This window comes from Sphingomonas sp. MM-1 (assembly GCF_000347675.2).
Classification (GTDB): domain Bacteria; phylum Pseudomonadota; class Alphaproteobacteria; order Sphingomonadales; family Sphingomonadaceae; genus Sphingomonas_E; species Sphingomonas_E fennica.
In genome coordinates, this window is sequence record NC_020562.1 from 24,601 (window position 1) to 51,148 (window position 26,548).

Annotated in this window: 26 protein-coding genes and 1 pseudogene; 4 read left to right on the top strand and 23 right to left on the bottom strand. The window is 62.4% G+C overall.

Annotated features, from left to right (window positions below; genetic code table 11):
* Positions 1–46 precede the first annotated feature (46 nt).
* On the bottom strand, positions 47–349 hold the full coding sequence (locus G432_RS23860; RefSeq protein WP_187294070.1) for an SIP domain-containing protein: 303 nt from the start codon (positions 347–349) through the stop codon (positions 47–49).
* 418 nt (positions 350–767) lie between these two features.
* On the opposite strand from G432_RS23860, the gene G432_RS20605 reads away from it, so the two are divergent.
* Positions 768–962 carry a hypothetical protein gene (locus G432_RS20605; RefSeq protein WP_015460497.1) on the top strand — a complete coding sequence of 65 codons (195 nt, stop codon included), beginning with the start codon at positions 768–770 and terminating at the stop codon, positions 960–962.
* Positions 952–3,024, top strand: a complete 2,073-nt coding sequence (locus tag G432_RS20610; RefSeq protein WP_015460498.1) for a recombinase family protein — start codon at positions 952–954, stop codon at positions 3,022–3,024. Before G432_RS20605 ends, G432_RS20610 begins: the two co-directional genes overlap by 11 nt.
* Positions 3,025–3,348: 324 nt before the next feature.
* On the opposite strand, the gene G432_RS23490 is transcribed toward G432_RS20610, so the two are convergent.
* The 3 genes from G432_RS23490 to G432_RS20620 all read right to left on the bottom strand — a co-directional run bounded on the left by G432_RS23490 (position 3,349) and on the right by G432_RS20620 (position 5,400).
* Entirely contained in the window at positions 3,349–3,561 is a 213-nt protein-coding gene (locus tag G432_RS23490; protein WP_144062194.1) for a hypothetical protein, read from the bottom strand.
* Positions 3,562–4,355: 794 nt separating this feature from the next.
* The gene (locus G432_RS20615) at positions 4,356–4,859 is read right to left on the bottom strand and encodes a hypothetical protein (RefSeq protein ID WP_015460499.1); all 504 of its coding nucleotides are present in this window, start codon (positions 4,857–4,859) and stop codon (positions 4,356–4,358) included.
* Positions 4,860–5,181: 322 nt separating this feature from the next.
* Entirely contained in the window at positions 5,182–5,400 is a 219-nt protein-coding gene (locus G432_RS20620; protein WP_015460500.1) for a DUF5818 domain-containing protein, read from the bottom strand.
* A gap of 524 nt (positions 5,401–5,924) precedes the next feature.
* Between G432_RS20620 and G432_RS23495 the strand changes: the two genes are divergently transcribed.
* Complete coding sequence (locus G432_RS23495; protein ID WP_144062195.1) at positions 5,925–6,455, top strand: DUF4433 domain-containing protein; 531 nt, start codon at positions 5,925–5,927, stop codon at positions 6,453–6,455.
* 68 nt (positions 6,456–6,523) lie between these two features.
* On the opposite strand, the gene G432_RS20625 is transcribed toward G432_RS23495, so the two are convergent.
* Positions 6,524–6,718, bottom strand: coding sequence for a hypothetical protein (locus G432_RS20625; RefSeq protein ID WP_015460502.1), 195 nt, complete (start codon positions 6,716–6,718; stop codon positions 6,524–6,526).
* Positions 6,718–6,951 (bottom strand): hypothetical protein, encoded by a 234-nt coding sequence (locus G432_RS20630; RefSeq protein ID WP_015460503.1) that lies wholly within the window; start codon positions 6,949–6,951, stop codon positions 6,718–6,720. Before G432_RS20630 ends, G432_RS20625 begins: the two co-directional genes overlap by 1 nt.
* Positions 6,952–7,109: 158 nt before the next feature.
* On the opposite strand from G432_RS20630, the gene G432_RS20635 reads away from it, so the two are divergent.
* A complete protein-coding gene (locus G432_RS20635) occupies positions 7,110–8,267 on the top strand; it encodes a TonB-dependent receptor (protein WP_236626956.1) in 1,158 nt (385 codons plus the stop codon).
* 386 nt (positions 8,268–8,653) lie between these two features.
* On the opposite strand, the gene G432_RS20640 is transcribed toward G432_RS20635, so the two are convergent.
* The 17 genes and pseudogenes from G432_RS20640 to G432_RS20720 form a co-directional block, all read right to left on the bottom strand.
* Positions 8,654–11,071, bottom strand: a complete 2,418-nt coding sequence (locus G432_RS20640; protein WP_041865625.1) for a TonB-dependent receptor — start codon at positions 11,069–11,071, stop codon at positions 8,654–8,656.
* 470 nt (positions 11,072–11,541) lie between these two features.
* Entirely contained in the window at positions 11,542–11,904 is a 363-nt protein-coding gene (locus tag G432_RS20645) for a hypothetical protein (RefSeq protein ID WP_051128866.1), read from the bottom strand.
* Positions 11,905–11,990: 86 nt separating this feature from the next.
* Positions 11,991–12,755 carry an IS6-like element IS6100 family transposase gene (locus G432_RS20650; RefSeq protein ID WP_001389365.1) on the bottom strand — a complete coding sequence of 255 codons (765 nt, stop codon included), beginning with the start codon at positions 12,753–12,755 and terminating at the stop codon, positions 11,991–11,993.
* Between the two features lie 48 nt (positions 12,756–12,803).
* A pseudogene (locus G432_RS20655) lies at positions 12,804–13,658 on the bottom strand (conjugal transfer protein TraH); the annotation flags it as partial.
* Positions 13,659–13,723: 65 nt separating this feature from the next.
* Positions 13,724–14,545, bottom strand: a complete 822-nt coding sequence (locus G432_RS20660; protein WP_015460508.1) for a conjugal transfer protein TraF — start codon at positions 14,543–14,545, stop codon at positions 13,724–13,726.
* A gap of 160 nt (positions 14,546–14,705) precedes the next feature.
* Entirely contained in the window at positions 14,706–16,571 is a 1,866-nt protein-coding gene (locus G432_RS20665; RefSeq protein WP_015460509.1) for a conjugal transfer protein TraN, read from the bottom strand.
* Entirely contained in the window at positions 16,568–17,314 is a 747-nt protein-coding gene (gene trbC, locus G432_RS20670; protein ID WP_015460510.1) for a type-F conjugative transfer system pilin assembly protein TrbC, read from the bottom strand. The genes G432_RS20665 and trbC overlap by 4 nt, the downstream gene beginning before the upstream one ends.
* Positions 17,315–17,325: 11 nt before the next feature.
* The gene (traU, locus tag G432_RS20675; protein ID WP_015460511.1) at positions 17,326–18,348 is read right to left on the bottom strand and encodes a conjugal transfer pilus assembly protein TraU; all 1,023 of its coding nucleotides are present in this window, start codon (positions 18,346–18,348) and stop codon (positions 17,326–17,328) included.
* Entirely contained in the window at positions 18,345–18,614 is a 270-nt protein-coding gene (locus tag G432_RS20680; protein ID WP_015460512.1) for a hypothetical protein, read from the bottom strand. The genes traU and G432_RS20680 overlap by 4 nt, the downstream gene beginning before the upstream one ends.
* The gene (gene traW, locus G432_RS20685; protein WP_015460513.1) at positions 18,614–19,228 is read right to left on the bottom strand and encodes a type-F conjugative transfer system protein TraW; all 615 of its coding nucleotides are present in this window, start codon (positions 19,226–19,228) and stop codon (positions 18,614–18,616) included. Before traW ends, G432_RS20680 begins: the two co-directional genes overlap by 1 nt.
* A 35-nt stretch (positions 19,229–19,263) precedes the next feature.
* Positions 19,264–19,800 carry a S26 family signal peptidase gene (locus G432_RS20690; RefSeq protein ID WP_015460514.1) on the bottom strand — a complete coding sequence of 179 codons (537 nt, stop codon included), beginning with the start codon at positions 19,798–19,800 and terminating at the stop codon, positions 19,264–19,266.
* Positions 19,781–20,434, bottom strand: coding sequence for a type-F conjugative transfer system protein TrbI (locus G432_RS20695; RefSeq protein ID WP_015460515.1), 654 nt, complete (start codon positions 20,432–20,434; stop codon positions 19,781–19,783). Before G432_RS20695 ends, G432_RS20690 begins: the two co-directional genes overlap by 20 nt.
* The gene (locus G432_RS20700) at positions 20,427–20,786 is read right to left on the bottom strand and encodes a hypothetical protein (RefSeq protein WP_015460516.1); all 360 of its coding nucleotides are present in this window, start codon (positions 20,784–20,786) and stop codon (positions 20,427–20,429) included. Before G432_RS20700 ends, G432_RS20695 begins: the two co-directional genes overlap by 8 nt.
* Positions 20,787–20,789: 3 nt before the next feature.
* Positions 20,790–23,381 carry a type IV secretion system protein TraC gene (traC, locus tag G432_RS20705; RefSeq protein ID WP_015460517.1) on the bottom strand — a complete coding sequence of 864 codons (2,592 nt, stop codon included), beginning with the start codon at positions 23,379–23,381 and terminating at the stop codon, positions 20,790–20,792.
* A gap of 1 nt (position 23,382) precedes the next feature.
* Complete coding sequence (locus G432_RS20710) at positions 23,383–24,363, bottom strand: TraV family lipoprotein (protein ID WP_015460518.1); 981 nt, start codon at positions 24,361–24,363, stop codon at positions 23,383–23,385.
* Positions 24,360–25,232: a DsbC family protein gene (locus G432_RS20715; protein WP_015460519.1), complete on the bottom strand. Its 873-nt coding sequence runs from the start codon at positions 25,230–25,232 to the stop codon at positions 24,360–24,362. Before G432_RS20715 ends, G432_RS20710 begins: the two co-directional genes overlap by 4 nt.
* Entirely contained in the window at positions 25,219–26,544 is a 1,326-nt protein-coding gene (locus tag G432_RS20720; RefSeq protein WP_015460520.1) for a TraB/VirB10 family protein, read from the bottom strand. Before G432_RS20720 ends, G432_RS20715 begins: the two co-directional genes overlap by 14 nt.
* Between the last annotated feature and the right edge of the window lie 4 nt (positions 26,545–26,548).

The window sequence follows — 26,548 nt, forward strand, 5'->3', positions numbered from 1 at the left end:
ATCTGTTTTCGCGCAGGCCGTGGCCCTCTTGTCCTCGCCCGTGGGTCTAGGTGCTTCTATCCGTTGCCGTCTCGATTCCGAGCTTTTCCCGTGAGTCCGCTTGCCCCCTTAACCAGTAGCCGGCGGCTTTTAGCAACTGGGCGGGGTGCCCACGGGTTTCGATGAAATGATCGCGAGCCGCGCAAGCCACCTTTGATTCAGCGGCGATCCAGACGAATCCATCGCCGTCGGGCAGCACCAGATCGGAGATCGCTTCGAGCAGCGGCGCTGGATCGTCTGCCTGTACTTGGGGGCGATTGACCTGCTCCCCGTTTTCAGGCCGCCGATAAGTTAGCTTCGGTGTCTTCATGCCCGTGGCAGGGGCGGTTGATAAACTCGGCGGGTGCCATGCCGCCGAGGCTGCTGTGCGGACGCACGGTGTTATACTACGCGACAACAGAACACCCACGGGATCGATCAGCGCGAGCTTCTGTACGGTTGGCATCCCTGGGCTGGCCGTCTGGTCTACATCCACGAGGCAATCGACAAGCGCGGGGTACTTTTCCGCTGCAGCCTGGATGGAAACACCGCCCATCGCTGGTTGGAAGTTCCGGCGTGGATGTTCGATCGGGTGGCGGTCACGAACTGCGAGCTCAGTCTCGCTCCCCGGATCAACCTGGCCGCTCTTGGAGCTCTGGCGAATATTCTCAAAGAGGCGGGGACCTTATCGCAATCGACCAAACTGAGTGCAGCATCGGGATCCCACGAGGCGAATCGGGGAGACTTCGATGCCACGCACGCCAGCCCATCAGTTCGAGTTGTTCTCCGCTCCGCAGGGAAAGGAGAAGTTGAGCTTGCCGCAGTGGCAGGCGCTGCCCGAGGGAATACGCCAGACGCTGTCCGAACTGATGGCGCAACTGTTGCTCGACCACGTCGCCGACGAAAGCGCGCCTCTCCCGGGGGAGATGCGGCATGATGCATGAGAAGATCAGGCCACATCATCTGGAGCGCAAGGCGGTCCTCTACGTGCGGCAATCGTCAGCTCATCAGGTTCTGCACAATCGCGAAAGCAGGACCCTGCAATATGCGATGCGTGACCGCCTGACGACGTTGGGCTGGTCGTGCATCGAAATCGTTGATGATGATCTCGGACGTTCGGCGGCTGGCGGGGTCGCTCGCGCAGGCTTCGATCGGATGGTCGCCGAGGTTTGCCTCGGCAAGGTTGGAGCGGTCGCCGCGCGAGAGGTATCGCGCTTTGCCCGAAATAGCCGCGACTGGCAGCAGCTCATCGAAATGTGCCGTGTCGTCGATACGGTGCTGATCGACCAAGAGGCAATCTATGCGCCGCGCCAGGGTAACGACCGACTGCTGCTGGGCTTGAAGGGCAGTCTCAATGAATATGAGCTCGACCTTCTCCGGCAGCGCTCCTTGGCGGCGCGCTTTGAGAAGGCCAAGCGCGGCGAGCTCGTCGTTACCGCGCCCGTCGGCTTCATCAAGGTCGGCGACAGGGTTGAAAAGGATCCTGATCGGAGAGTTCAGGAAGCCATCGCTCTCGTTTTCGACAAGGTGTCGGAGCTCGGCAGCGCTCGGCAGGCCTTGCTGTGGTTCCTCGAACATGGCCTCGATCTTCCCGTCAGGCGCCCTAACGGCGACATCGCTTGGCGCAGGCCCTGTTATGCGACCATCCACCGAATGGTCGGGAACCCGATCTATGGTGGCGCTTACGCTTACGGCAAGACTGGCGCGGCGCCGACATTTGGTCGAATGATGGCCCAACCGGGGCGCTGTCGGAAAACCCGCAACGAATGGCTGGCTTTGATCCCGGGAACGCATGAAGGCTATCTCAGCTGGGAGCGGGCAGAGGCAATCCGCACGATGGTGAGCAACAACGCCCCCATGGGCCAACATCATGGAGCGCCGAAGCACGGTGACGCGCTGCTCGCCGGATTGATCCGATGCCGCCGCTGCGGCCGCAAACTGACGCTCCGTTATACGGGCACGGCCCACAACGTTCCCCGCTATTCCTGCTGGCGGGGGCTGCTCGACAATGGCGAGCCACGCTGCATCGCGTTCGGAGGCTTGCGGGTCGATGATGCCATCGAGGAAGCGCTTCTCGGTGTCGTCGGGCCGGGCGCTGTTGCCGCGGCGATAGATGCTGAGAAGCAGGCGGCAAACAAGCGTGACCAGGTCCGCGAGTTCCTGCAGCGGGATCTGGAGGCAGCGGGCTATGCCGCCGACCGGGCTTTCCGACAGTATGACGCGGCCGATCCCGCCAACCGCCTCGTCGCTGCTGAGCTGGAGGCGCGCTGGAACAAGGCGCTGACGCATGTCGGCGAGATTGAGCCCCGGATTGTCGAGCACGACGCCCAAACCCCGGCGTCATCACCTTTGCCTGCGGCGGATGTTTCAGCGCTCGCGCATAATCTGCGGGCGGTCTGGTCTACCCCGACAACCGACGCCCGGCTCAAAAAACGCATCGTACGGAGTGTCATACAGGAAGTGGTTGCTGATCTCGATGACTCCGCCTCCGAAATTGTTCTCCTGGTCCATTGGGCCGGGGGCGTTCACACTGAACTACGCCTGCCACGCCGCCGTCACGGGCAACGTAACGCGACCCCCGACGATGTTAACGACGCGGTGCGGCAGCTGGCCCTCATCGCCAATGACGATCTGATCGCGGGCATTCTCAATCGCAATGGACTAACCACCGGCAACGGCAACCGGTGGACCCGCGAGCGGGTTACAGCGCTTCGCTCGTACCGGAAGATACCGGTCTTCCGGCCCCAAGCTGATAACATCGAACTCTGGCTCAACCTGGGCAATGCCGCGCGACTCCTCGGAATTTCGCCGAAGACGCTTAGACAGGCCGCCGAGGCCGGCCAGATCGAAGGCGCTCATCCATTGCCCGACGGCCCCTGGATTTTCAGCCGATCAGAACTCACCACGCCGGCCGCTCGACAGATCGTTGATCGCGCTCGCTCGAACCCCAGACACCCGGCGGGATCGCATCCCGATCAGCAAAACCTCTTTTCTTCAATAGCATAGAAAGATGGGCGTTATGAAGCATCGTTGTACAACGGTGGTTGCGGGGACCCACATAAGCCGAGCCCGACACTTGTTGTCTGCTGCTGTATAAACGCTCACGACGAAAGCCTTCTTCGGCCCCAAAGCCCTTGGGCGACCTTCTCTCGTCGTCATAGCTGGCGACATGACATCGAACGTCTCGACCTGATGGGAAGTACTCGGTCCGTTCTTGGTGACGGAACCGGCTGAAGCCGCCCTTCCGCTTGAGTCGCATGTCGTGACCGCACCCTACCTCAGTTGGTCGTTCCATCACCCGTTACCGTGTCCCGAAAGCTGACATAAAGTTCACTCCCGCACACTACCTGCGTCGCTCAAAGCTATCAAAAATCCATGGGGATGTTTCGATTTATTACTCGCGTTTTTGATCATCTCATTCAAATCACGCACTGAAAATTGGCTTACGCTCTTTTCCGAGACGGCCGAATAAACGTAAAATGCGCCCATGCCATCATCAATGAGCTCAAGATCATTCAACGCTAAAGCAAAGTTCCCCAGCATGTAATTCGAGTACGCTCTCCAAAAGTACGCTTGGCTCAGATAATAATTCTCCCCGTCTCGGTGCGAGACGGCTATTACATTCGCCGAATATTCGACAACATTCTAAAAGAGATTCAACCTAAGCGCGCACTCCGAAGCCGAGAAGAAATCAGCCAGTCCAGCATCTTGGTGATCCAGAATCTTTAAAGCTATCGCGGTACGCTTTCTGAACATCTCCATCGCGCCTCTGAAAATATCCATTTTTCTATATTAATCCATACATCTCTCATTATAACCCGGATCATTAATTAAAGACCGATGGGAGAATGCAAAATTGCACCCCCGATTATTAGCAAAACTCCCAATCCACCAGCGGTTACTAACGCAGGCGATGGAGCGGGGAACGGATTGCCATATGGGTTTGGATATGGGCACAAGATCGGGTTGGGTTCTTATCGAACGGAACCCGATGGTCGCAAGGCTGGCGCCAGGATCTTACTGCGCGATTTCCTCGGGGACGTGATCGACACTACCCCACCAGTCAACGCTCCAGTCGTCTCCCCACTCCAACGGTTGTCGTAATTCCCGCAGAACGAATGTCACAAGCGCGAGGCCCGTCAGCGTTCCGATCGCGAGAGCTATCCGGTCTCTTGTCAGACGCACTTCCGGTTTCGATCCGACACTGTTCATATCGCCAGAATGCGACGTTTCACGCCTGTGGAACCCCGACATGGCGTTGTTTCGATAGGCTGTGGGCCAAGCGCGGTGATGTTGGCGCGAGCATGATGGCGGGAATGATCGGCTCGCAGACCAATCTAGAAAAGCTGACTGCGGCGTCGCAGGGCGGCCAGTGCCTCTTGATGGACGGTATAGACGGCCTGCCTGCCTGCGCCCCGATTATGATGATCCGTCCGCCATCCCTGATAGTGCCTCTTGAGCAGGCCTGTCCTGACGAGGTCCGATACCGCCCGGCTGATGTTGGGGCGATTGGATGCCCGGATCCGTTCCCTGACGGCGTTGCGGATCAGGGGCAGAGCCAGTTGTTCGTCCGTTGGCAACATACTCTCCAGTTGCGACATGACTTCAGCCTCGAGCCGGCGGCGTCTGGGGTCGCGCTGTGCCATCGTGGCGAGGGCATCGCACAGCCAGTCGCGGACGGGGAGGGGTTGGTCGCCCTGCACGACGTAAGGTCCGACCTTGCCGGATGCGTCGGCCGCCTCGGAGATCAGGTTCAGCACCATGAAGGTGTAGCGCGGTCGGCGCGACTGGCTGGCTAGCAGGTCCAGAATGCGGCTCATGTCGAGGATCGAGCTGGTCATGGAAGCGTTCCGGCGATTGTGAGCAAGGGATATAACAAGAACGAATGAAGCACATTAGGGCCGCTGGGTGAATCCCCGATCGGGCGGCTTTGGCCAGAATTGTCATCAATGACACTTTATCGAAGCTCTCTGGATAGAGTGTCATCCGTGACTCTCTTGGCGAGACCGATACAGCCCTGACGGTCGCCGTCGAATTCTAAGGATGCTGGTCCCTACCTCGGCTTCTGCGTCTCCAGGAGGCTTGCCGAGGAGCCGGAATGGGTGAGGATGTGGACTTGCTCGGACTCGCTCCCGGGGTGGGATCGCGGAAACGGGCAAACGATCAGGAGAAGCGCGGGGTTGGTCCGATTGCGGAAACCCAGATCAGGTCCGTGCCATTTCGCTCGCCGGTGATCTCGACATCCTGATCGATCAGCTGGAGCGGCACCGGCTCGATCTCGAGCCATGTTTCGGCACCATCGGTCCTGTGAAGCGCATAACAGCCGCCCTTGGAGATGAAACGTCCAACCTCACGACATTGCACGTGCGCAGGCTTCGGCATGATCGGCTCCTCGGCTCGTTTCGGCCTCAGGCACGCCCTCTCTGCGGACGAGGATAGGCCGAGCGAGCAAAGTTCCAATCTGGTGACGCGAGACGGAAATGGTGGGCCCGGCACCTACCTGACTGACGTTGTTACCACTTGAGAAAACACGAGATTTTCCCGGCGACTGCGAAATCGCCCCCAAAATCGCCCCTGCTAGGTTGCGAGTTCGGTTGCGAAATGACCAACCGAACTGGAGCTCGCTCGGTCACGTTCCGTTCTTATCAACAAGCCGCGCGCAAGACAATCGCGCGCGCCTCATCACTCCCCTCTCCCACCCACGTCCGTCGGCGAAGGAAGTCGGTCGCGCAGCATCCGGGTTCAATTCAGTGACCCAACATCGCGTGCTCTGAGAACAACGGCGTGGCGTCGATCCATGGTTGCGGACCTCGCGACCGGAGCGAAGCAATTCTCCCGCTCCACCCTTCCCCGGAACACCCATCTCGATTGCTGCGACAGGTTATTTCATCTGATACATCCGCCGGATGTCCGCTGCACTGATCAACCGGGAGAAAGCCCTCATCTTCCGGATCACCCACCGCGCCAATGTGCCGTGGATCGCCGCCAATGGTCTTCATTGCGCGATGTCGCAGGTCCAGGATCCCGCCTTCCGGCCGATCGGCAACGCAGAATTGATCAGCCGCCGTCGCCACCGTGCGCTTCCGCCACCTTATGACGGAATGTTGAGCGACTACGTGCCTTTCTACTTCACGCCCTACTCGCCGATGATGTACAACATCCACACGGGTTACGGGGGCATCGAGAAACAGCGCAATGAGGATATCGTGATCCTCGTCTCATCGATCGCGCGACTCGGCCTCGGCAACGGATTCGCGTACGCGCCTCGTGAACATCACGTCCGCAGGATTGGACGCCCTGCGCGCGGCCCTTCCAATCGTCATCGAGATCCAACGCGGGATGTTCGGCCCCGCCGGCGCGCCGGGAGGAGCGCTTCTTCAAGCGCTCCTCCAAATCGAAGGCGGTGCCGATCCGAGCTGATCCGGCGGGAGATCTGAACCTGCGGTCGTAGTGAGCGGGCCTGACGAGGCCCGTCTGGCACTCGACAGGCAGCGCGCATGCAAGACTACACTTCCCTCGGCCGGGCCATCGAGATGATCGTGACAGCCGTGACACCGAAGACCGCGAACGCCCCGAACCAATCGCTGATGAATGCTTGCAGCGCGAAGATCGCCGCTGCCGATATACTGGCGGCGGCGAAGCAGGCCAGCATCCGGCGACCGCTTCGCCGAAGCCCCCGCGCATGGACCGCGATGCCCATCACAGCACTCCCGCTGGTGCCGTCACAGCCCGCTTCAATGCCGCAATCTGGCGCGACGAGAAGCCCGCTTCTTCGAGCGTCGTTGTCGGCACGGCCTTCCCGCGGGGTGCAAGGACACGCGCCAGTTCGGCATAGGCGCGCAGCGCCTCCAGGCATTTGTCGGCGAGCGGACGGGTCTTGCTCCCCAGGAACAGCCACAAGACGCCGAAAGGCTTCGAACGGGCGAGTGTCACCTCGCCTTCCCTGATGCCGATCCGGATCGCCTCCCACTGCAGGCGCGAGAAAGGCGAAGTTTCATTCGAGAAACGCAGAGAGCGGATGATGCGGTCCGATCAACTGGCTGCTCGGCGCGAACTACGCGCAGAACAAGACGCTCAGCGCGAATGACATCCTGACCGGCGATTCCACGAATACGGCGATTCTGCCCGGCGGCCCGTTCATCGCCAAGTCGACGACCACGATCACCCAGAATACCCGCGACACGGCCGTCTTCGGAAACGTGGAATATAAGCTCACCGACCAGCTGACGCTGCTGGGCGGCGCACGCTACACGGAATCGAAGAACCGCTACTCGTCGTGCATGCGCGGCGACGAGGGCATGCAGGCGACGTTCGGCTTCTTCTCGAACCTGCTCGGCGGGACCACCAACGGCCCGGTGACCAGCCAGAGCTGTCTCAATCTCGACGCGACCACCTTCCAGATGATCCAGACGCCGTTCCACGACCATTTGAACGAACACAACGTCTCCTGGCGCGGCGGCATCAACTACAAGCCGACCAAGGACATCCTGCTCTACGCGCTCGTCTCGCGTGGCTACAAATCGGGCAGCTTCCCGACGGTTCCCGCCTCGACGACCGGGCAATTCTCTCCGGTGACGCAGGAGTCGGTCACGGCCTACGAAGCGGGCTTCAAGATCACGGCGCTCGATCGCAAGCTCCAGATCAACGCCGCCGGCTTCCACTACGACTACCGCAACAAGCAGGTCCGCGGCATCATCCTCGATCCGATCTTCAATCAGCTCGAGAAGCTCGTGAACATTCCGAAGTCCCGGATCAACGGTGCGGAGCTCGAACTGATTCTGACGCCGGTCCACGGCCTCACCCTGCACGGCGGCGCGACCTATATCGACAGCAAGGTGCAGCGTTTCTCGGGCATCAACAACAACCGGATCACCGAGGATTATGCAGGTTCCGCGCTCCCGTTCTCGCCCAAATGGTATCTCGTCGGCGACGTGAATTACGAGTTCGCGCTCAGCGACAGCCTGCATGCCTTCCTTGGCGCCAATGCGCTCTACAACAGCAAGGCCAACTCGACCCTCATCAGCGGCGCCGACAGCCTCCCCGAACTGTCGCAGATCAAGGCGTTCACCACGCTCGATCTGCGTGCCGGCGTGAAATCCGCGGATGATCGCTGGACCTTCTCGGTCTGGGGCCGGAACGTGACCAACAGCTATTACTGGTCGAACCAGTTCGTCACCCAGGACGTCGTCGTGCGCTATGCGGCGAAGCCCGTGACCTATGGTGCGACGCTCAAGTTCAATTTCCGCTGACCCTCCTGCGGAGTCTCGACGGCGTGCTCCCAAGCCGGAGCACGCCGCCTTTTCGTCTCCAAGGGTCGAGGGCGTCTCCGCGCGCTGGCACTACTGCGCGCGCACTATTCCGGTAGCGCAGATCAGCCGACCGCCCTGGGCGCTGCGGATCTGGTCCAGAAGCAAGTACTGAACAGCCCGGCACGACTTCGATAGCTGCGTTTGCGCGCTGACCGACGCACCTACCCGGCGGATATGACCGCCCAATCCTCTTCCAGATTATGCGCGGCGTCAGACTTCTGGCCTGATGCCGTTCATAGATGCGGCGTCGCCTGCCGAAACCCGCAAGGGCCCCGGCAGGCGACGAAAGCGGCAATCACCTGAGTTCCGGCATTCCGCCGGACTGCTCACATGAACTTAAAGCTGAAGGATGCGCCATAGGTCGCCGGCCGGCCGGCATAACGTGCGACGGTGTCATAATAGCTCGCGACGTTGGTCCAGTAATAGCTGTTGGTGACGTTCTTACCCCAGATCGAGAAACGCCATTTGTCGTCGGCGTCCTTGATGCCGGCGCGCAGATCCAACGTCGCATAAGAGTTGATCTTGTAGGCGTCCGAGCCTGCGATGATCGCCGTCGTATCGCTGCGGAAATTGACATCCGCGCCCGCGAAGAGCTGCAGTCGCTCGTCCAGGGGCTGGGTCGCATCGAAGCCGGCAGACACTTGGATCTTGGGGGCGTAAGGCACCTTGTCGCCCGCGAAATTGCCGGCGACGCCCTCGCCGCTGATGCCCGTGAACTTGTCGATCGTGGCGTCCAGATAGACGGCGTTGGCATGAGCCGAGAAGTAGCGCGTCGGCCGGACGTTGATCTCGATCTCGCCGCCCTTGACGCTCGACTTCGGGATGTTGACCAGGGCATCGAGCACGCCGAAGATCGGATCGATCAGATTGGAGCGAAGCTGCTTGTCACGATAGTCGTAGTAGAAACCCGCCCCGTTCAGCTGCAACGTCCCGCCGAGCAAAGTCGCCTTGAATCCGCCTTCATAGGACAGCACGGACTCCTGTTTGACCGGCAGCAGCTGGGCCGTCGTCGACGCAGCGGCGGACGGGAAGCTTCCCGCCTTGTAGCCCTTGGTGACGTTGGCATAGAGTAGCAGACCTGGACGCGGCTTCCAGTCGACGCCGGCCTTCCAAGACACGTTGTGCTCGTTGAGCGTGCCGCGATACTGTCCCGGCAGATAATCGGGCGCGGCACCGTCGATGCCCGTGGTGTTGAGCGTCAGGCATCCGGTGCCGTCGGGCGGGGCGATCGGCGGCAGGCCATGCTCAGCGCGCAGCGAATTGCTCAGGAACTGGTACAGCCCCGACAATTCGGCGGCATCCGCGGGAAGCCCGGCGAAGCACGAGCTCGCGCGACGATCGGCCTGCGTGTAGCGGACACCGCCCTTGAAGGTCAGCTGCCCCAGGTCATATTCGGCGTTCGCAAAGCCGGCATAGTTCTTCATGACCTGGCTGCTGTTGAAGGTCGAATTGAAGACCCCGGCGCCCGAGAAGGCCGTCGAGTCCGGATAGAGAAGTTCGTAGAAATCTGCGGCCTTGTCGCGAGAGAAATTTCCGCCGACGACCCACCGGAGCCGGTCATGAGGCGAGTTGGCGAGGCGGACTTCCTGCGAGAAACTCGTCACCTTGCCAAGGAATTCAGGCACGTCGAAATCGTTGTAGGTCACCCCGTCGCCGTCATAGGCCATATTCTGTTTGTAGTGCACGTAAGAGGTCAGCGAGGTCAGCGTGATGTCATCGGTGATGTCGTAGTCGCCGCGCAGCACACCTTGATAGAGCCGGTTGTTCAGGTGCGGATCGACATTTTCCGAGAAATCGGCAGCCCGCGGGTCCGCCGGCGCGGTCGGATAGGTCGAGACCACGCTGGGCGAGCCTGGAAAGTTCGGGCGGTACTGGATGAACTGGACGGCCTGCGGCTGCCCGCCATCTTTCCAGGCGTTGAGATTCACCTGGAACCGCAAGCGGTCGCTGGCCTTCCAGTCGATCAACAACCGGCCGGCATATTGACGGGTGTCACCGGTCTTGCCGTCGAACGTGTAGCCATGCTGCCATCCGTCGGCATGCTCGACGCGGCCCGAAAGGCGGGCGGTCAGGCCGTCGGCGATCGGGCCGCTGACATAGGCTTCGCCGGTGACGTCGTTGAAACGCCCGTAGCCCACGGTGGCGCCGGCGGTGAAATGATCGGTCGGCTTCGCCGCGATATAGTTGATGGCGCCGCCTGTGGCGTTGTTGCCGAAGAGGGTCCCCTGGGGTCCCTTCAGGACTTCGACGCGCTCCAGGTCGAAGGCCGTGAGCGTCGTCAGCACCGGAAACGGAAGGGGTGCTTCATCGATATAGGTGCTGACGGCGGGGGTTGCGCCGAGCGTCGTCTCGTAGAAGCCGACGCCGCGCAGGGTGTAGACGGGCGTGTTCGAACCGCTGTTCGTATAGGACAGTCCGGGCACCTGTGCCGCGATGTCGGCAAGAGAACTGATCTGCTTCTGCTTGAACGTATCCCCGCTGATCGCGGCAACGGTCAGGCCGACCTTGTTGATGTTTTCCTGGCGCTTGTTGGCGGTGACGACAATCTCCGCCATGCCGGGAGCGGCGCCCGCTGGTGCCGCGCTCACAGGCGCAGCATTCGGAGCTGGCACAGAGGCCGGCGCGGCGGCGGGTTGCGCTTCCGGCGATGGTGCGCCCGCCTGAGCCAATGCCGGCGACATGGAAAACAGCAGGCCAACATTGAGCCCGCACAGCAGCCGAACCGTGTTCGTCTTGGACAGCATCGTCCCCTCCCAATCTGACCCGGCTTGTGCCGGCGTCCTATTCGAGGACCCGCAGACGCTGACGCCTGTCGGATCCCATCTTTCCCCTACCTTTGCCGAGGTCACGAACCGTCGTCAACACGGTAGTTGACTGAGGTGTCTTCCGTTTCCATCTTCCTGTCAACACATAAGTTGACTAATCGACCGCCTGCGGTCACGCATCTCGGCGATTGAACGCGACAGACCGAAAAGTCTGCCGGTAACTCAGATGCTTCGCCGCCACCTTCGCGCTCCTCGCGCCATCGGCCTCACCGATCCCGGAGAGGCCTGGCAAATGCTTACGAGGCACCCGCGCGTGATCAGCTCTGCCGGACATATCCTGCGGCGCGTGACCCCGGTCGCCGGCGACTTGCCGGCGTCGGGCCCGTCCGCGCCATGGGAGATGTGCCCGAGCCCCGCCCCTCGCCGGACCGCATCTCCGGGCTTGCATATTATGCCGGACTGTCCGCGACCGCCCCGTCCGACGACGTCTCGATAGAACGGTGAACGTGCCGCATGAACGCCTTGATGCGCAGCAAACCGAAGAAGTCGAGCATGAGCGGAAGCGCCACATGGAGCATGGCGGCGGCCTTTTCGTCACCGATCCGGCGGTCGCCCATTTGGAAGAACACCCGGGCCTCGCTCGACGCCACGAGCTCGGCCGCCTCGGCGTAGAAGGAAATATTCTCGGGAGGGAACCCCACCTCCTCGACGAAACCAGCCTCCCGGATCTGCCCCCAGATTTCGATCAGCCGCGAATCCGCCAAGCTTATCAGTCGCCCCTCCTCCGAATCGACGAGTTCCAACATACCCATGGCAGCAAACGCCTCTGCATCGCGCTCGGCCGGGCTCTGTTGCAAAGATTGGCGGCAGTCAGAGGTAGGCTGTCGCTCTGCGCCGATCAGGCGGCTGCTGCGAAATGGTGGTTGAGCATGCCCATGGCCTCCGTCAGCGCCGAGGGCCCAATGCCAAAAGCTCTCTCCACAAGGCGCACCTCGCCCCTGATGCCGGGCTGCAGGCACCAGGGGCGAGCCTGTCCTTTGCGCAGGGCTCGCATGACTTCGAATCCCTTGATCGTGGCATAGGCCGTGGGGATCGATTTGAAACCGCGCACCGGCTTGATCAGTATCTTGAGCTTTCCGTGATCGGCCTCGATCACGTTATTGAGATACTTCACCTGCCGGTGGGCCGTCTCCCGGTCCAGCTTTCCTTCGCGCTTCAATTCGGTGATCGCTGCACCATAGCTCGGCGCTTTGTCGGTATTGAGCGTGGCAGGCTTTTCCCAGTGCTTCAGGCCTCGCAGGGCCTTGCCCAGGAACCGCTTCGCTGCCTTGGCGCTGCGGGTCGGCGACAGGTAGAAATCGATCGTGTCGCCCCGCTTGTCGACTGCCCGGTACAGGTAGGTCCACTTGCCCCGCACCTTGACGTAGGTTTCATCCAGGCGCCAGCTCGGATCAAAGCCACGCCGCCAGAACCAGCGCAGCCGCTTCTCCATCTCCGGGGCGTAGCACTGGACCCAGCGATAGATCGTCGTATGGTCGACCGAAATGCCGCGTTCCGCCAGCATTTCCTCAAGGTCGCGATAGCTGATCGGATAGCGACAATACCAGCGCACCGCCCACAGGATCACATCACCCTGGAAATGGCGCCACTTGAAATCCGTCATCGTTCCGTCCGTCCAATCTCCGCCAAGCATGCTCAAGCTTCACGATTTTTGCAACAGAGCCACCGGCGGCGCATCGGCTGTGCCGTCGAGAAGCGCGGTGACCACCGCTTCCTCCGCCGGCCCGAACATCACGACCTTGCCGCCGACGCTGGGATCAGTCGACGGCGTCGTCACCACCGTGCCGACAAGCGTCATCACATATTCCGAGAAGGTCTTGTCGAAGGCGCCGAACTTGGCGGATTTCCTGAGAGCTTCCCAGGTATAATTGTGTGGTTCGCCCACCAGCTGGTCCTTCATCGACGCGTCGGTATTGCCCGCGATCGTCGCGTCCCGCCGGTTGCCGTTGTTGCAGCCCTGGCGCGCGGCCGCCCAGTCGGAGAAGACGCCCTGGCTGTTGCCCACCGCCTCACAGATCGTCGCGCGGGTCGTTTCCATCTGCGGCCAGATGCCGCCAACCAGCGCCTGCGCCGTCTCGCAGCTCGAGATATTCATCTGGTTCAAAAGCTGCGCCTTCTGGCTGAACTCGTCCATGACCTTGCCAATCTCGGGCGACACGGAATCGATCGCGAGCTTGAAGGCAAAGCCAAGCGCGTTGTTGGCGGTCGCCTTGAGCATCGCGATGATCTCGCTCGCATTGATGAACGAGAAACTCCCGCTGAACAGATCAATCCCTCCGCAACCGGCGCGTGCGCTGGGAAGCTGAAGATTGAAGGGCTGGACGCTCTTCTGCGGAAAGCGCGTCCAGACATTGCCCAACGAATAGTAGCCCGCCGACTGCCCCTGGAACGCCGATGGCCCGGTAACATTGGCTGCTCCCCCGGCGTCGGAGAAGAAGTTGTTCATCTCGGATGCGACATCGGCTTGCGCCGTGCCGATAAAGGCGAGATTGGCGGCGGCGACCATCCCGGCCCAGCCTGCCGTAGAGCGAAATGCGCGGCGCATAAGGCCGCTGCGGCGATCCCGTCCCATCAGAAGTCGCTCCCCACCTTGGTGTTCGTCAGCGCAAAAATGCGGTCCATGATCTCATCGGCGCTCAGAATGCCGTAGCCCACGGGAATGGTCCGCCGCGTCATCGTGTCGAAGAGCACCAGCGCCGGCGTCTCATTGCCCGGAATCCCCATTCGCGCCCGCTGGCCAGCGTCCACGACATAGTTCGGGAAATCGCGGCTTGGTCCGCCATCCATCGAAACCGCCATCACGGCCATGCGATGGCTGTCCGCCACGGAGCGCAGGATTGGCGAGAAGAGGTCGCAGGCGCCACAGCTCTGCGCGTAGAAATAGAAAAGGCCGTAGCGCTGACTGAGGTTCGCCATCACCGCATCGCGGTCCGCACGCCGATTGTCGAGCCAGGCGCGCTTGCCCACCGTCGAGACCGGGCGTTGCAGCGTGTAGTCGAGATCCGGGTTCTGCCACAGGGCGCGCTGCCAGGTGTCGGAAAAGGTCGATGCGCGATCGAGCTGTTCACGCTGGAACCGGACATAGGCGACCACATTCTCATCGGTCGGCTCCAGGATCGCACGCGCCTTCAGCTCGTCGAGCTGGCGCGTGATCGCAGCCATCCGCTCGACCGAACTCTGCGGCGGAACCGCAGCCGCCTTTTCCTGCTCGGCTGGCTTGGGCTTGCTGCAATAGAACCACTGCCCCAGCCGGCGTTCGGCGCAGTAGAAGGCGTCGTGAGCCTCATGCCGCTCAACGCCATCCGAAGAGGGACCGTGCGATTGCGCCAGAGCGGGCGTCGCCATACTGGCGAGCGAAAGCGCCAGGAGCGGCGCGGCCAATATTCTGACCATCAATGGACGTCCTTTCAGGAACAGCCTCCGAAGCGCAGGGATGGCGCGCGGAAGGGAATGGGAATGATGGGTCCGGTAGGAGGCCGTTCGCGACGAGGAATGCGAACGGTGGCGGGGCGGTAACAGCGGCCGGTGCAGACCGGCGGAGTGTGCAGCCGTGTCATGTGCCGTGGAGGTCATAATAATCCTCAATCTTCTGCTGGATCTGGGTCATGGTCTCGACTTCGTCGGGAAGCCGCGCGGCATCCACGAACTCCGCATAGACCTCGGTGAAATCCATCACCGAGAGATCGAGGCGCGCGAACTCCTCGATCGTGAATCCGTGACATTGCTCGCGCTTCGGGGCGCCCCAGGGTTTTCCGAGCTGGACCCTTCCCTGCTCCTGGAGGATGCGGCTGAGCTTGCTCTCGAAGCAGCAATAGGCCGTGCGCCGGGTCTTGCAGACGCCAAGAAAGCTCGACGAACAATAAGTCCCGACCTTGTGACAAAAGCCCATGCGGTCCTTGATATCGAGCCTCATCTCGCTCTGGGAGCACGCGAAGAGCGTCAGGAACGGGGTTGCCAGCGCCGCGATCGCAGTCGGACCACCGGCCAGTGCCGCCGCCCCGGCGCCGACGGTCAACAGGCCGGACACCTTGCCGGCGCAGCAGTTGATAAGACCGAACACCGGCTTGTGGCAGGTCTCGCGCGTGCCCTGGAAAACGGTGAAGTTATTCTCGTCGAATTCCTTGCCCGCCCGATCGATCGCATGCAGCGCGACCAGCGCGTCCTTGAACTCCGTCGACGCCTCGCGGACAATCGGTTCGCAGTCGCCATTGATGCAGTAGACATCGTCGCCACAGATATATTGCGGCGCATCACTGACCGCACTGCCGGGCGTCGGACAACGATAAACCCGCTCCTCCACCGCACACGCGCCATTTGGCTCTTCATCGAGACATTCGGTTCGGACATAGGTGCAGGCGCCATTGGCCTCGAGCGTACCGCAGTCGTTGTGTCCAGTGGTTATCCGGTTGCACTCGTAAGTCCGCGCCCAGGCCCAGCATGGCTGGGTGACCGGTACACCATTCACGATCCGGGTAACGGGATCGCTTGATGTGCAGACTTCGCTTTGCTGCTCGCACATCGAATCTGCCGCCAGCGATGCGCATTGGCCTTCATTACGCGTGACGGTGGTCACGGTGGGCTCGTCGACCTGGGACAGCCAATATCTTCCGGTCGCGAGCACATAACCCGGATGATAGGCGCCTGGTGTAATCCCCTGGGCTTCAGCCGTACATTTGACCTCGACGGCGGTGTGGCCCAGGCTCTTGCAGGTATCCGCCGCCGTGTATCCATAGGCGCTCATATTGTCGCAATAGTCGATTGGGCGGCTCTCCCAGCAGACGCCCGACGCGATCTCGTCGTCGAACGCAGCACGGGCCGGATAAGGGCCGCCATCAGCCGGCATGAAGCTTAGTCGGCCCGCGTAATAGGTGTAGATCGACCGGGTCTCAGACCGCACGTCGAGACTGATCGAACAGGTCCGATTGTCGGTCGTGACCTTGCTCCCGGCATTGCAGCTCGTCTCGTAGTAGCCATCGCTGCCCGTCGCGGGCGGCAGCGGCGTGCAGGTGCCGGACGAGCCCGAGTAGCTTTCACCGGCTAGGAAGGTCGAGGGATCATTCTCGACGGCCGTCGCGCGCGCCGTCGTCTCGAGGATTTCGGTATTGCTGAAGGTCGGCCGCGTCCGGTCAGCATCGGTGGTGATCCGGTACTGCTCGTTGGAGGATCTCGTCGCGGCGGCTTCTGCCTCCATCCGCTCAGGATTGTTGAAATAGGCCCCTTGCGGCAGCGAGGTCCCGGCATAGCCGGGCACTGCTTCGGCCCGGGCATTATCGATGGGAACGAGCGTCGAGTCCTGGCGCTTTTCATTGCCGAGCGATCGCCCTTCCTGGCGCGCTTCCTCGACACTCATCTGGGCGGCCGCCGGCGCGGCGACCGTAAGGGCCGCAAGCAACGCAATCAGGGCCGCCCGAACACTCATGGCAGGGCTTTGCGAAGATTTGCCAGACCCACCGCGGCCACGCGCGCGCCAGGCCCATTCCCGTCCGCGAACGACGTCAGCGCATATTCGACGGTCACATTGCCGATCATCCGGTCATAAGGCGGAACTTGTGTCCGACAAGAAAAGCCGGCGCAGAGGTCGAAGTCGGAAGAGACCGCGATATATGTCGGCACGGCCTGGACATCGAAGGCGCGAAACAGCCTCGGATCGATACCAATGTTGGCGAAATCGTCCTGTCGCTCGACGATCTTGCCGAGTCTTTCCGAAAACTCCTTCATCGAATTGTTCGGGAAACCGCGGAACACCACGACGCCCCCGGCCCTGGCCGTGTCCTGAATGAGCCGCCGCAGCGCCTTGGGCGGCATCGACAGGCTCGCGAACGCAATCAGCTGCGGCGCCTCCCCACCTCCGGCGGCAGCGTTCGTCACCGCCCCCTGAACGATCTCGTCAAAATCGATCGAACCAGCCGGTCCCTTGGGTAGATCGGTGGACGCCACGCGCTGCATGTTCTCCATGCCCCCATCGCGCACTGCCGCAGCTTCCTCGCGGAAGGCATCCCCGCGATCCTTGATCTGATCCACGAAGGCCTGGGCATCGGCCTGCAGGTCGGTCGATCGTTGCTTGATCGCCTGCACATCGATCCCATCGACGGTCTGGGCGAGAAGCGCGGTCATGCCGGCGGCAGCGACAAGACCAACGGCGCCCAGGGTGAGAAGTCGCATCGTCCCCTCCTTCACAGCACGCAGCAGTTGCGTTTGCGCCAGACGAGATAGCCCATGTCCTCACCTCCAGCGGGATAGGCGCGGCCAGCATCGGGCGGCATGGTCGAGGCTCCGATCGCAGAGCAGGCGAAGCGCCCGCTCACGGTCGGGATCGGATTGGTCATCTGGAACCGGTATTGCTGCTTGCGCATCACCGGCATCAGATATTTCTTGCAGAGACCGGCCGAGCCCATCGTGCCCCAGGCAAGCGCCTGGCGATGCATCTTGTAGGCAAAGCGCGACAGCGCGAGCCGCGAAGACTGGACATGGCCGATCGAGGCGGGGATGTTTCCGTTCAAGGGATACATCCCGCCCTGACAGCCGGCGCACCAGAAAAGCTGGTCAAGCGGTAGGTTCACTGTCCCGGCGATACAATCGCCGGCGCAGGCCGCCTTGGCGAGCGGGTTGGCGAAGATGATAGCCTCTGGGTTGATCAGCGCGGCGAGCGAGTCATCCTGCCAGAGCGGATCGACTTCCGTCATATAGGCGATGTCGAAGCTCGCCTGCTCGAAGCAAACGAAGTCGGTCAGTATCTCCATCCAATAGAGCAGGGGATAGACGTACCAGTGAACGTGCCACTTGGCCGTGCTCTGCGAACGCCCCCCGACCATGGAGGGCCCTGCCAGATAGCCTTGGCCGATGTCGAAACCGGGTGCGATGCGGACCCCGCCGAGATTGGGGAAGCACCAGGGTTTCATCGTAACATCCGCAAGCCGCGCCGGCTCCCAGAAACCCACCGATATGCCGATACGTGGCAACGGATCTGCGCAGGCGCAGATGGGAGAGGCCGGATTGTTCGTGTCTGGGCGGCCGCTCGGCCAGATCTTCAGCCCACCGACGGAGAGCGGAAAGAGGCAGGACCAGCAGACATCGGTGATCGGATTGACGAATTTGCCGTTGCATGTCGGCCCGGCTGCCTGCGCGCTTGGTGCAAAAGCCAACGCACAGAGCGCCATGAGCAGCGCGCCGAAGATCGATCGGACGGCGCGCGTCATTCTCTTTCTCCCAAATGCTCGAGATAGGCCGTGTCCGCCCGCTGCTTGGCGCGCAGATAGACAACGGTAAGCGTCAGCGTCACGGCCAGCAGGAGCGCGATCATGCACGGCGCCGCCCTGCCCAGCTGATCCTGCAACGGGTCCAGGAGGATGACCGCGACGGCGAGCGAGACGCAGAGCGAGAGCCAGGCCAGACGCATGATCCTGAGCCTGGTCGACTCCGGAGCGGCCATGGGCGTCCGCAGCATATCCAGCCATAATGGCATCAGCCAGGCCTCCCTGGTTTCAGGACGACCTCCGACACTCGCATCGTCTTGCCGTTCTGGCTGACGACCGCGGGTGTGTGCTCGATACCGAACGTCGCGCTGAGCCGACCTTCCTGATCAAAATAGAAGCGGCGCTTCTTCGCCGTCATCTGCTCGATCGGCGAGCCGTTCACGAAGATGATCTTCGCCTTGAGGTCGGTATAGCGCGACGTTGCCCAGGAGAGCTGCGCGGCATCGTCGCCATCTACGAAGACCAGGTCCTGCTTGATCGCAACGAAATCAAGCGGATTGACCCGGTGCCCAGCCGCCGCAATCAGATTGCCCTTCTGATCGCGAATGTCCCGTTCGACCGCGATGCTCGGATCATAGTCCCAGCTCCGCGCGGTTCGTGCCGGCGTGATACCCTCTACGGGCTTCGGTCTGCGGACACGCTGCTCGACCCGCTTGGCGAATATCCCGTTCATCCGCGCCAGCTCGCCGCTCGCTTCGGCGCGGCGCAGCCGTCCCTCGATTGCCGAAAGGAGATCGGGCTCGATCACGGGGAAGGTCTGGCCGGCATGGCCGTAATCCCTGGCTTCGCTGCGGATTGGCCCCGCGAGCGACACCACGGTCATGCCTATGATCGCCGCGCTTGCCGTAAGGATTGCTTTCATAAGACCGGCTCCCCCGTTCCGATGATCTGGGAGGCACAGACAAAGCCAATTTCAGCGTAGCGGCTATCGAACCCGTCGCGATGCGGCGTGGCGGCGAAATAGCAACCCTCGGGGACGATCCCTGTCGCGCCGGGGGTCAGCGGCTCGCCCGCCTTCGTGAACGGTTTCATCCGGACAACCGGCACGCCATTGATCGTGACATCGAAGCCGTCATGACCGACGACGTCGCCTGCCGCACCATAGACCCTCTTCCCGAACATCCTTGGCTTAGGACCGAAATGGCGCTGGAGGAGCGCGCTTGGCGGTGGATCGAAAAAGACGACCTCACCCTTTGCCGGCAACCGCCCCCGATCGATGAGGAACGCCCAGTTCGGCAAGGAATCCGTCGTGTTGATCAGAAAGAGATGGTCATCGCGCCAATCCCCCAACGCCTTCCAGGCCATGCTTCCTGAAACAAGGACCCCGAACAGCAGCCAGAGCCTCCTATTAGGACGCCAGCGCCGAGCCGCCCCGTCATTGAGCACCGCTGCCATCGGGACCTCCAAAGGTTGAGACGGACGCGGACGGCGGCCCATATTGCGGGCCGGTTGCCGGCGGCACGGACGGCATCATCTGTGCCGGCGCCATGGGATCGAGATATTCGGTTGGCGCTGCGGGCTGCGCGGGCATTGCCTGCTGTGGTTGTGCCGCGAGCATGGCTTGCTGCTCAAGCTGCTGCAGTTCGATGGCCGACGCCTGTTTGGGTCGAGCGACGCCCGAGGCATAGACGGCGTGCCTGAGCTTGTCGGTGATGTCCGGGACGTTCTTGGTCAGGACGGCCTCGCCGACGAGGACGATCTGACCGTTCGCGCTCCGCCGCTGCAGCTCGGTGTCGAGCGATGCCATGAACTTGCGCATTTCCGCTTCAACCTGCGCCGGCGGCGATGCCGATCGCGCCTGGGCCTGGACATATTCGCCGACAATGGTGGAGAGGCGCGCGGATACGATGTGGTCCTGCGTCGGCGTAACCAAGAGCTTGGTGACCCACATGCCCCAGACCAGGGCGGCAAGAACCATGAGGCCCATCAACATTTGCAGGCGTGTGAAGCCCCCGAAAATCGCGCGTTTCGCGCGCCGCGTCGGCTGCGGCACGGGATCGGGCAGGTCAAGCTCGGTCTGTTCAGCCATGGTCGGGGTTTCCTTCGGGCAATATCGCGGGCACTATTTTTTCCCGCCGCAGGACGATCAGGCCGGTTGCCACCACGAGGTGCGCGACAATGAAAATGGTCTTGAATGACGCGATCCGGTCTGGAGAAGCAGCGACGTAGCGGCTCGCGAGGTTGTTGAGCTGGTGCATAAAGCCATCGAGCGAGAAGCCGCCCAGAGCGAGGAAGAAGAGCGCGAAAACCCCCCAGGTCAGCAGCAGCGTCGATCCGGTGAAACCCAGCAGATGCAGAATGAAGTAGAGCATCGCCCGAAAGTCCGGCCGGGAAACGGCCTTGCTCGCGGCGACCTGCGTTCGATGGTTCATGGTCCCCATGGCTCACTCCGCGGCCTCGGCGATGTCACCATCGTCGTGAGAAGCCCATTTTTCCGGATTCTCGGGATAGGCGACCCGCTCGATAGCCTCGTCCATGCTGAGGCCCCGGGCGACCAGTCCCTCGATCGCCGCGTAGACTGCCGGGCTCGAGGAAAAGACGGTGGCCGAAAAAGGATCGAGCACGAGGCGCCCGACCGCCAGTGTCTCCGGTCCCTTGATCAGGATATCGGAATATTCGCGGCCGTTGATCTTGAGGGACCGCAGCAAGGCGTCGGTATAATCGTCCATCTCGAAGCGATCGTGCTTTTTGAAATCGGCGATCGTCTCGGGTTTCTGCTGGAGGATGACGAACCAGTCAGAATTCTCGAGCGCCGCGATGGAACCGGCGGACTTGTAATAGTCGTTCAGCGACTGCGTCGCGGTGACCAGCGAGGCGCCGTATTTGCGGCAGGTGCGTGCATAGGCCTCGATGAAGTCGGCCATCGCGCCGCCGCGCAGCATCTGCCACGCTTCGTCGAGGAGCAGCGCTTTGGGGATCGCGCGATCGACCTTGCGCATCATCTGCTGCGACATGAACATGATCGCGGTCAGGACAACGCTCCGCAGTTCCTCGCGGGAGGACAGATCCGAAAGCTCAAATACCGTCAGCTGCGCGGACAGCTCGAACGAGACCTCGCCCTGAAAGAACCGTCCATATGTACCGCCCGATGAAAAGGGCCGCATGGCGATACCGAGATCCATGGCGAGCCCATTGCCGGTCGCGTCCAGCGCCGCGATCACGTCATCGATCGCCCCGTGCCGGCCCTTCTCGGCCCAGACGCTGTTGACGGCACCATCGATGAGGCCTCGCTCGGTATCGTTCAGCCGATCGATGTGGCGCGACATCTGGTTCACGATGGCTTTGAGCATCGCCATGCAATCGAGCAGATAGTCTTCGTCGGTCGCGGCCAACTCCTCGTCGATCATGCTGAACGGATTGAGGCAGAAGCCCGACGACATCGTGAACTCCACGAAAGCGCCGCCCTGGAGCTTTGCCGAATGCTCGAAGGAGCGTCCGTCATCGATCACGACGACCCGAGCACCTGCGCCGCACAGCGACGCGCACAACTCCTGAAGGGTCACAGACTTGCCCGACCCGGACTTGCCGAAGACCGCGACATTGTGGTTGCCCGCCGCATTCTCGAACGGCGACCAGAAGAAAGGCTGCCCCCTCCGTCCGATCAGCATGAGATGCGGCACCTGGCCGCCAAGAAACTCGCCCTGGATGGGCGCGAGGTTCGCGGCCGTGGTCGTCAGAAGCGTGCGCATCCGCTTCATCCGCTCGAGATCCCGCGAGAGGCCATTCGCCATCGTCATCGGCATGGCGCAGAGCAGCCCCATCACCTGCAGGTAGCGATCGTCGAGCAGGTCCCAGCCCGCCGCGCGGTAGACCGATTTCAGGACCCGTTCATTGGCGTCACCCCTGCCCTTGGGCGAAAAGGACGTGACCGAGAAGAAAACGCGTACCAATTTGCGCCCCTGACGCAGTTCGTCGTTCACATAGCGCCATTCCTGGCTTTGCTCGCGCAGCTGCGGCAGGAACCGGGCCGACTTGGAATCGGCGAGGCTCGTCGTCCGCATGAATTTGAAGCTTGCCTTGTTCGACGATGCCAGCGGGTCCGGGAATTCGACGCACAGGTTGGTCGCAACCGGACACGGCATGCGCAGCTTGTCGGTGAACATGTCGCCGATCAGCCGCGCCACGTCCCAGGGCGCCCACCGCACCGGGAGATTGCGGACCGAAAAGGAGCGGACGTCAAAGACGTCGGGCAGGATCTCACCGATTTCCGGTGCATTGTCCACCGTGTGTCCGGTCGGCCGGAATCGCTCGGTCCGCAGCAGCATGCGGTCGGGCTCGATGTGGAGCTCAACATCGCGGCGCACGGCCTGGTCCGCTATGGGATCGAGCGGATTGTAGTTGACCACATCCTCGCCCGCCGCGGTGGTCGGCGAGGTGATATCATCGACCCAGCCAATCAGATCGGTTGGATCCATCTTGCGGGCAGACACATTGATCGATGCAAGTGCCGAGATCAGACCATCCATGACGGCTACGATCTCTTCGACCGTCACGCTCGATGCTTCCGGCGTTGAATAGGAAATCGCCACGCGGTGGTTGCGCAGAGAAAAGGGCGCATCGTTTGACAGCGAACGCCAGACACCGTCGGTCAGGAAGTCCACCCGATGCTTGGCCATACGCTCATAGACGCCGCGGGCCGCATAGCGCGGAAGATACCAGCGCGAGAGGCGCTCCGATACGCGCGGGCTCATCCACTGGTGGAACTGAAGGCAGCCGGGCGCGGGGATCGCTTCAGACAGGAACTGGGTAAGAATCTCGCCCGTGCGCTCGTCCGCACCGATCAGCGGGGCCGCCTCGATGACGAAGCCTCGCGATGCGCTGTTGTAGAAAATGCCCGTCTTGGCATCGAAGCTGCGATAGGGCAGCCAGTCAGCCAGCATGGGAACGCCAAGTTCGGGCCGATCGGAATCAGGCCGCCGGCTGTCGCCGAGAATGCCGGACATCAGGCTCTCGAAAATACCGGCTTTGCCCGCCATCTCACTTATCCTCCTGCACGCCGGCCGGGAAATTGGCCGCACGGATCGTCGGGGCTGACACCACGGGCGCGGCCGGCACGGCGCCACTCTGGGCAGCCGCATCGCGCGCGCCTTGCGCGACGGAGCCTGCGATCCCTTGATAGGCGGGATCGCCCTTCACGCGCCCGACCGCTTGGGCGCCCGCCGTGGAGATACCCGTCTGAGGCTTTTCAGAACCCGGCACGGTCGCGCCACTCCCGTTCGCCGACGCACCCGCGGGGGTCGGATGCGCCGGCGAGACGGCCGCAGACGATGGATGCGCTGCACCATCCACCGTCGCGGCGGCAGGTGCGCTACCTGCCTTGGGAGCGAGGCGGGTCGCGACATCTGCCTTTATCGCTTCGACAGGATCGGGTTTTCGTACACGGGCAGCAGCGACCACCGCCGGATCCGGGACATCCGAATCGATGGCAGCGGCTGTGCCTCCCGGCGGGTCTACGCGATCGACCGCATCGGCGAGCGTCTCGGGGCTGCCGAGCCCATAATTCAGGCGGGTGCCGGATACCACAGCTTGCCCAAGCGCCTGTTGCCACTCACCGCTCGCGACGACGGCGCGGACAGCGCTGGCCTCATGCAGCCGGCCCCGTTCATCAATATAGGGCTGGAACACGATCCTGAGCACCTTTTCGCGCGTCCGGGCGGGGTCAGCCGCAGCGATCCTGGCCGCTTGCGGCGCGGCGGCACGATTGACCCGGCCCGCCGAACCGCGCGGGGTGTTTCCTGCGGGAAGTGCATCGCCATCGCCCGCTTCGGCGGAAATCAGGGCAAGCGCGCGATCATCGATGGTCGAACTCGGGGCGCAGATGCCATCGGGCGCGGCACAGGAAAAATCACCGCGGATGTTGCCGCCGAATGTCGCGCAGCCACTGAGCACCACAGCACTGCACAGCGTGAGGGCGCAAACCAACGACAGGCGCCGGCGTCGGAACGCGATCTTGGTCATGACTGCGCCTCCTTGAGCCACTTCTCAAGGAAAGCGCGCGGCCGATACCCTTCGAGCACCGCCCCGTCGCCGCGCACGATCACCGGCGTGCCACTGAGCCCGTGCCGCCGCGCGAAGGCTTCGTTCGCATCGAGACCCGACGTGTTGCAGGCAGGCCCCGCCTTGATCGGCTCGCCGGCATAGGCGGCATGAAGCGCGGCTTCGCGGTTCCTGGCGCAATAGACCCGGTCGGCGACATCCCGGCTGCCCAGCACCGAGATCGGCCGTTCAACGACCCGCACGTTCATGTCCTTGAGAACGCCCGTCAGGGCACGGCAATAGCCGCACCGGAAGTCGGAAAAAACCGTGACGGTCTGACCCGACGGATTGCCCCAGACGATCGCGCCTTCCCGCGGCAAGCCAGAAAGCGAAAGCTTGTGCGCTTGCGCAGAGGCGACAGGACGCTCAACCCGCGCCGGCGCGGCTGCCAGTTGCTGCGCGCCTTCCTCCTCACCGCCACGCGCCAGCGCATTCGCGCGCGCCGCGGACCCGACCAACATGTCGGGATTCATCTCGAGCAGCCGCGCCGCCGTAATATCCTGCCTGGTCTGCATGTCATAGACCCGGCCGATCACGAGGTAGCGGGCACCGGAATCCACATAGAAGAGGTTCTCCCCCGCGGTGATTTCGCACAGTCCGCCGACTTTCCCGCAATCGATCGCGGTTACTGGTGTCTTGGGAAGCCGCGTTTTCAACAAGGCCCTGACACGATCCTCGGCACTGCTCGCATCGGCAGCGAGCGCGATCCCAGCCAGGCTTAAACCCGTGACGGTCGCGACCAGGAGGCGCGATCGCCAGGTCAGCGAGCGGAGACGGTCAGTTACGGACATACACACCCTCCAAGAAGACAATTTCGACGTCGATGCCGGTCGGCATTTCGATCACGGGCTGATATTGCTCGGCGCGCTCGATCAGATATTTCGAAACCATGTCGCCCGTCTGGGCCATGCCCTCGCCAAAGCCCCCTTCGAGGATCTCGCCGGTCGAAAGCTTCTCGCGCTGGCCGTTGGTGGTGATGTTGGTTCCCTGGAACACACTGTTCGCGTTCGCTGAGAAGCCGCGGCCAAAGCCACCGGCAAGGCCCGCGATGAACGCCTGGGTGACGAGCGAGCCTTCACGGGAGACGACCCGGCCCCGCACTCCGGTCTTCCCGCCGAAGGCCAGGAAGCCCTTCACCTCGGATACCGCATAACGGCCACCCGGCTGCGGACACGTCATCTTCTGCAGTTTCACATAGACCTTCTCGCTCGAGAGGTCGCCGCGCGCCGCGCCATTGACGAGACATCCCTCGATCCTGGTCGTGAGCAACCTTCCGTTCTGGTAAACCGAACGGGCCGGGCCAGTGACGCGCAGGACGACAGGAAGCGGGTCCGTCTGGCTGTTGACGCCGGCACTGGCGTCAACTCCGACGATGACCTTGGCCCGTGCGAAGCTGTTGGGCGGCAGATAGTTGACGCTGTCGGTATACGTAGTGTTGCCCTTGGCAACCCGCGTGGCATTGCCCGTCTCACCGCTTGAGAAGCTGACCAGCTTCACTTCGCTCGGCCCGCCCGCAGCTGCGCGTCCCGGCCCACCCGCCGCACCGTCAGGCCGTTGGTATGCCTGCGGGCCGTTCGGGCCGTAGAGCGCCGCCGGCCCAGGCGCCGGAGGAGGCGCGGTCCGGCGCTCGTTGATCTGCCGCCGCAACTGCTCATTCTCCGCCTGATACGCAGAGAGAACGCGTTGCCCATCAGCCTGCATCGCCTGGTTCTGGCCCTTGAGCGTCTCGACCTGCGCGGTGAGCATTTCGAGCCGGCGATTTTGCCCGTCGATCGATTTGAGTTGGTTCTCGGTCGACTGAAAGCGGTTTTCGGAAAGCGCCATCCACTCCTGCTGGGAGAGGTTGCGGTTCACCAGATCCTTGGTCGAGACGGTGACCTCGCTGACACCATCCTCTCCGAGCTTCTCGCTGTCCCCGTCGCCGCTGAAAATCCAGAAGGAGGACAGGATGAGGCCAGCGCCGGTCACGCCGGCCAGCAGCAATCGCTGCTTCCTGCGAACCTCCTCGTTCCCGGCGAGGTCGCCGGAAAGCGGGGAGACGCCGTCGTCCGTGCCGCCATCAAGGGGCGGGCGCTTGCGATTCAGGAAGTCGGAAAGAGCCATGTCC

Excerpts from the sequence above, each read along its gene's own strand:
- G432_RS20690 (WP_015460514.1), bottom strand. The coding sequence starts at position 19,800 with ATGGCAGCGGTGCTCAATGACGGGGCGGCTCGGCGCTGGCGTCCTAAT.
- G432_RS20625 (WP_015460502.1), bottom strand. The coding sequence starts at position 6,718 with ATGGGCATCGCGGTCCATGCGCGGGGGCTTCGGCGAAGCGGTCGCCGG.
- trbC (WP_015460510.1), bottom strand. The coding sequence starts at position 17,314 with ATGCGACTTCTCACCCTGGGCGCCGTTGGTCTTGTCGCTGCCGCCGGC.
- G432_RS20620 (WP_015460500.1), bottom strand. The coding sequence starts at position 5,400 with ATGCCGAAGCCTGCGCACGTGCAATGTCGTGAGGTTGGACGTTTCATC.
- G432_RS23495 (WP_144062195.1), top strand. The coding sequence starts at position 5,925 with ATGTCCGCTGCACTGATCAACCGGGAGAAAGCCCTCATCTTCCGGATC.
- G432_RS20605 (WP_015460497.1), top strand. The coding sequence starts at position 768 with ATGCCACGCACGCCAGCCCATCAGTTCGAGTTGTTCTCCGCTCCGCAG.
- G432_RS20665 (WP_015460509.1), bottom strand. The coding sequence starts at position 16,571 with ATGAGTGTTCGGGCGGCCCTGATTGCGTTGCTTGCGGCCCTTACGGTC.
- G432_RS20700 (WP_015460516.1), bottom strand. The coding sequence starts at position 20,786 with ATGGGGACCATGAACCATCGAACGCAGGTCGCCGCGAGCAAGGCCGTT.
- G432_RS20645 (WP_051128866.1), bottom strand. The coding sequence starts at position 11,904 with ATGGGTATGTTGGAACTCGTCGATTCGGAGGAGGGGCGACTGATAAGC.
- traW (WP_015460513.1), bottom strand. The coding sequence starts at position 19,228 with ATGACCGTGGTGTCGCTCGCGGGGCCAATCCGCAGCGAAGCCAGGGAT.
- traU (WP_015460511.1), bottom strand. The coding sequence starts at position 18,348 with ATGACGCGCGCCGTCCGATCGATCTTCGGCGCGCTGCTCATGGCGCTC.
- G432_RS20710 (WP_015460518.1), bottom strand. The coding sequence starts at position 24,363 with ATGACCAAGATCGCGTTCCGACGCCGGCGCCTGTCGTTGGTTTGCGCC.
- G432_RS20610 (WP_015460498.1), top strand. The coding sequence starts at position 952 with ATGATGCATGAGAAGATCAGGCCACATCATCTGGAGCGCAAGGCGGTC.
- G432_RS20680 (WP_015460512.1), bottom strand. The coding sequence starts at position 18,614 with ATGCCATTATGGCTGGATATGCTGCGGACGCCCATGGCCGCTCCGGAG.
- G432_RS20695 (WP_015460515.1), bottom strand. The coding sequence starts at position 20,434 with ATGGCTGAACAGACCGAGCTTGACCTGCCCGATCCCGTGCCGCAGCCG.
- traC (WP_015460517.1), bottom strand. The coding sequence starts at position 23,381 with ATGGCGGGCAAAGCCGGTATTTTCGAGAGCCTGATGTCCGGCATTCTC.
- G432_RS23490 (WP_144062194.1), bottom strand. The coding sequence starts at position 3,561 with ATGCTGGGGAACTTTGCTTTAGCGTTGAATGATCTTGAGCTCATTGAT.
- G432_RS20715 (WP_015460519.1), bottom strand. The coding sequence starts at position 25,232 with ATGTCCGTAACTGACCGTCTCCGCTCGCTGACCTGGCGATCGCGCCTC.
- G432_RS23860 (WP_187294070.1), bottom strand. The coding sequence starts at position 349 with ATGAAGACACCGAAGCTAACTTATCGGCGGCCTGAAAACGGGGAGCAG.
- G432_RS20720 (WP_015460520.1), bottom strand. The coding sequence starts at position 26,544 with ATGGCTCTTTCCGACTTCCTGAATCGCAAGCGCCCGCCCCTTGATGGC.
- G432_RS20660 (WP_015460508.1), bottom strand. The coding sequence starts at position 14,545 with ATGGTCAGAATATTGGCCGCGCCGCTCCTGGCGCTTTCGCTCGCCAGT.
- G432_RS20650 (WP_001389365.1), bottom strand. The coding sequence starts at position 12,755 with ATGACGGATTTCAAGTGGCGCCATTTCCAGGGTGATGTGATCCTGTGG.
- G432_RS20640 (WP_041865625.1), bottom strand. The coding sequence starts at position 11,071 with ATGCTGTCCAAGACGAACACGGTTCGGCTGCTGTGCGGGCTCAATGTT.
- G432_RS20615 (WP_015460499.1), bottom strand. The coding sequence starts at position 4,859 with ATGACCAGCTCGATCCTCGACATGAGCCGCATTCTGGACCTGCTAGCC.